Genomic DNA, 4,163 nt, shown 5'->3' with positions numbered 1-4,163 from the left:
AGACCCGAGCGCGGGCCCGAGCCCAGCAGCCGCAGGTCGTTGGCGATCTTGAAGAGCGAGGCGGCGACGGTCTTCAGCGCGCCCGAGAACATGACCATGGCGTCATGGGCGGCCAGCGCCTCGAACTTGTTCGGCGCGGTGACGAAGGGGAGCCCGGTGATGCTGGCGATCTCGGCGGCGACGCGGCTATCCCAACCCACGCGGGTGTTGAGGCCGGTGCCGACCGCGGTGCCGCCCTGCGCCAGTTCGTAGATATGCGGCAGGCACATTTTCACCCGCTCGATCCCGCGCTCGACCTGCTTGGCGTAGCCGCTGAACTCCTGACCCAGCGTGAGCGGCGTCGCGTCCTGCGTATGAGTACGGCCGATCTTGATGATATCCTTGAATTCCTCGGCTTTCGCGACCAGTGCCTTGTGCAGCTTTTCCAGCCCCGGGATCAGCACGTCGCGGGCCTGCATGGCGATGGCGACGTGCATCGCTGTCGGGAAGGTGTCGTTCGAGGATTGGCCCATGTTGCAATGGTCGTTGGGGTGAACGGGCTTCTTCGAGCCCATCACGCCGCCCATCATCTCGATCGCACGGTTCGAGATGACCTCATTGGCGTTCATGTTCGACTGGGTGCCCGAGCCGGTCTGCCAGACCACCAGCGGGAAGTTGTCGTCGAACTTGCCCTCGATCACCTCGGTCGCCGCGGCGGCGATGGCATCGGCGAGGCCCGCCTCCATGTCGCCCTGCGCCTTGTTGACCAGCGCGCAGGCCTTCTTGATGACTCCCAGAGCCCGGATGATCGGCACCGGCTGACGCTCCCAGCCGATGGGGAAGTTGATGATCGACCGCTGGGTCTGCGCGCCCCAGTATTTGTCTGCAGGAACCTCAAGGGGGCCGAAGCTGTCGGTCTCGGTACGGGTGGCGGTCATCGCTGTCTCCTCAGGGATTTGCGGCTTCATAGACAGCGGCAGAGGGAAAATCAATCGGTATGCCATTGCATACGGAAGGGCGCCCGCCCTGCCCTTTCCCGAGCCTGCCCCGGCAAGCGCCGAGTGCCCGGCGCTGTAAAGTTTCTGTGATAAGTTGCCCAAATTCAACACCTGCGGATAGTTCTGGCCCCTCGACTTGCCGTGATTTGCAGGCCGGGACCGATTGAGGCAGGCTCGCCCCGATACCGGCCGCGCGGGGTTTCCGCTCCCGGATTCAGGTTCGATTTTTTAGGAGAATGACATTGACGACCTTTGGCTTCCTGGCCCGCTTTTCCGCCGCGATCCTCCCGGTCGCCCTGGGGTCCGGAGCTTCGGTATTTGCCCTGGCGGCCGGGGCCGACACCATGGCGCCCTGGTACATGCCCGCCGCCACCCGCGCCGCCCAATTCGCCGATTTCCGCGAGGATTACCGCCGCACCGTGGTCGAGTTCCAGCCGTTCCGGGCTGAACTCTCGGGCCTCGGCGCCGATGGCACGGCGCTGCGGCTGACCTCGCTCAACCCCTATGTGAACGCCTGGTTCGTGCTGGAAACCGGCGAGGGGCGCAACCAGCGCTTCTGGCATCTGGAGAACGCGGCGCCCGAGCTCTTCACCGTCTCGCTTGGCGAGGATGGCCGCGCACTGACCGTGGCCAGCGAGGCCGGGACCGTCACCTGCACCCCTTGGGAGGGCGAGCTGGAAGAGGCCCGTCGCGCCAACCTGCCCTATTCGCCGATCTGTGAGGGGCGGATGTTCCTGCGCAACCAGGGCTCGGGCAGCCGCACCACGCGCGAGGCCGTCACCGAATTCCTGCGCGGCTATGTCCCCTTCGGCGAGAGCCTGATCAACCTGATCAAGGACACGCTTTACGAGGACGCCTATCTCACCTCCGCCCAGACCATGGACGAAAGCGAGGCGGGCTCGACCGTCGAACTGCTTGGCCACGCCGATCTGCGCCGCAACCCGGTGATGCGCTCGAACCTGCGCGTCGATCTGGTCGGCGCGGAATCGACGCAGATGGAAGCGGGCGCCTGGTACGCGGTGCAGAACGCGCCCGGCATCTATGCCTCGGTCGTGCAGCCCGGCATGGTCAGCCAGGAGGTGATGTCAGTGCCAGGCGCCAACGGCCTCGACGGGGTCGAGAACGGTTCGGACGTGCATATGTGGGCCTTCGACATGTCGCGCTTCGACCTGCGGTATGAGATCGGCACCTCGCATCCGCAGGTCGACTGGTCGCCCCGCCCCTCGGGTGCGGGCCGCGATTATTCACTGCCGGGCCCCGACGGGTTCGGCACGGTCGAGCCCCTGCAGATGACCGGCATGATGAACCCGGTGTTCATGGACCGGCTGGCGGGGATCTTCGCCGGTGGCTTCAAGCGCGACCACGGCGCCTGGCGGCTGACCGATTTCGCCTATACCAACCACGGCCACCATTACGGTTTCGTGGTCAACGGCGTGGTCCTGTCGCGGCTGCAGCCGGGTCTGGCGACGATCTATGTGCTGCAGGACGGCACCGTGCACATGGACCTCTGGTCCGAACAGCTGGACCAGCTTCTGCCGCAGATCCGCTTCGCGCGGCAGAACGGCACGCCCCTTGTCGAGCGCAACGCCGATGGCGTCGGCGTCCCGGGCAGCCAGGTGCGCAGTTGGATGGGCGGCAATTGGTCGGGCTCGGCCGAGGCGCAGCTCAGGACCCTGCGCTCGGGCGTCTGCATGCGGACCATCGAGGACCGGCAATTCCTGATCTACGCCGTCTTCATGTCGGTGACGCCCTCGGGCATGACCCGGGTGTTCCAGGCCTATCATTGCGACATGGCGATGCTTCTGGACATGAACTCGCTCGACCTGACCTATTCGGCGATCTACCCGCGCGAGCCCGGCTCGCCCGATTTCTCCATCGTCCACCTCGACCGGCGGATGGCGGAATCGGACAGCCGCCACCGGGACGGCTCGCCCATGGGCCGCTTCATCGAATTCTCGGACAACCGCGACTTCTTCTACCTGCTGCGCCGCTGAGGAGGCCTGCCATGAAACGCCTGAAACCCCTTGCCCTGGCGCTGGGTCTTGCGCTGGCGCCGCTTGCCGCCTCCGCGCAAAGCCTGGCGCAGAACAACGAGATCATGTTCCAGCAGATGCAGCAATATCGCGGGCTCTCGGGCGCCACGATGGACCGCATCCGGGCGATCTTCGGCGAGAACGGGATGATCGGTCAGGGCAACCCGGCGGTGACCCGCCACCCGATGACGCCCGAACAGGCGGCCGAACGGCAGGGCGGCAGCGTCGATAGCGTGCGCCGCGCCTATCGCAATGCCCGCTTCGAGCGGATCTGCGGCCATCCCTACGAGGTGCCGCTCTACGATCCCCAGACCCAGCGCCCCGAGGATGCGACGGTCTGCGCCTTCATGTTCGAATACCCGAACGTGCCCTTGACCTATCCGGTCACCTGGGTCCGCGCCGATCAGGCCGCCCGGCTGTGCTGGGCCGAGGGCGCGCGGATCGGCGACGCTCATGAATGGGAGGGCGCGGCGGCGGGTCAGCTGCTGCCGCCCGACTACAATTTCGCCGCCGGCAGCCAGCAGGCGATGCGGTCGTGGCACAACAACCATTACGCCTCGCAGCGCAACCTCTATTCCATCGGCGCCTGGCGGGACGGCGTCTGCGCCACCGGCAGTTCCAAGACACCGGGCTGCAACGGCGGTTCCTTCTCGGGCTGCGGGTCGAACACCTATCCGTCCGGCTCCTTCCCGCAATGCCACTCGCCGCTCGGCGTCTACGACATCGACGGCAATGCGGCCGAGCACATGAACCTGCCGCTGGCACCCGACCAGATGGCGTCGCGCGGCTCGACCACGCTGGGCGTGACCGAGATGAAGGGTTCGTGGTTCATCTGGGACACCGTGCACGCCCATGAATTCTGGGCCCGCTGGCGCGCCCCCTTCTGGCACGGGACCCGGGTCCTCTCGACCGCGAGCCACGCCAATTACCACCTGGGCTTCCGCTGCTTCCGCGACCTGCGCTGAGGCCGGAAGGAAGCGGGGGGCCAGCCCCCCGCACCCCCCGCTCAAGGGGGTTTTCCACCCCCTTGAGAAACCCCCGAGGATATTTGGAGAACAAAGATGAAGGTTAAGAGGGCGTTAAGCCGCCTTCTTTGCTCTGCAAATATCCTCGGGGGGTGAATTGGCCGCAGGCCAAGAGGGGGGCAGACGGC

Annotated in this window: 3 protein-coding genes; 2 read left to right on the top strand and 1 reads right to left on the bottom strand. The window is 66.2% G+C overall.

The window, feature by feature from the left end; all coding sequences use genetic code 11:
* Nucleotides 1-917: class II fumarate hydratase (locus VDQ18_RS23075; protein ID WP_323023199.1), on the bottom strand; the 917-nt coding region annotated here is incomplete at its 3' end.
* 296 nt (nucleotides 918-1,213) lie between these two features.
* Here VDQ18_RS23075 and VDQ18_RS23070 point away from each other — a divergent pair.
* Complete coding sequence (locus VDQ18_RS23070) at nucleotides 1,214-2,971, top strand: hypothetical protein (RefSeq protein ID WP_323023198.1); 1,758 nt, start codon at nucleotides 1,214-1,216, stop codon at nucleotides 2,969-2,971.
* 11 nt (nucleotides 2,972-2,982) lie between these two features.
* A complete protein-coding gene (locus VDQ18_RS23065) occupies nucleotides 2,983-3,975 on the top strand; it encodes an SUMF1/EgtB/PvdO family nonheme iron enzyme (protein WP_323023197.1) in 993 nt (330 codons plus the stop codon).
* Nucleotides 3,976-4,163: the final 188 nt, after the last annotated feature.

This window comes from Pararhodobacter sp., assembly GCF_034676075.1.
GTDB lineage: Bacteria > Pseudomonadota > Alphaproteobacteria > Rhodobacterales > Rhodobacteraceae > Pararhodobacter.
Note: the sequence above shows the minus strand (reverse complement) of the source record. Positions and strands in the feature narration are given on the sequence as shown.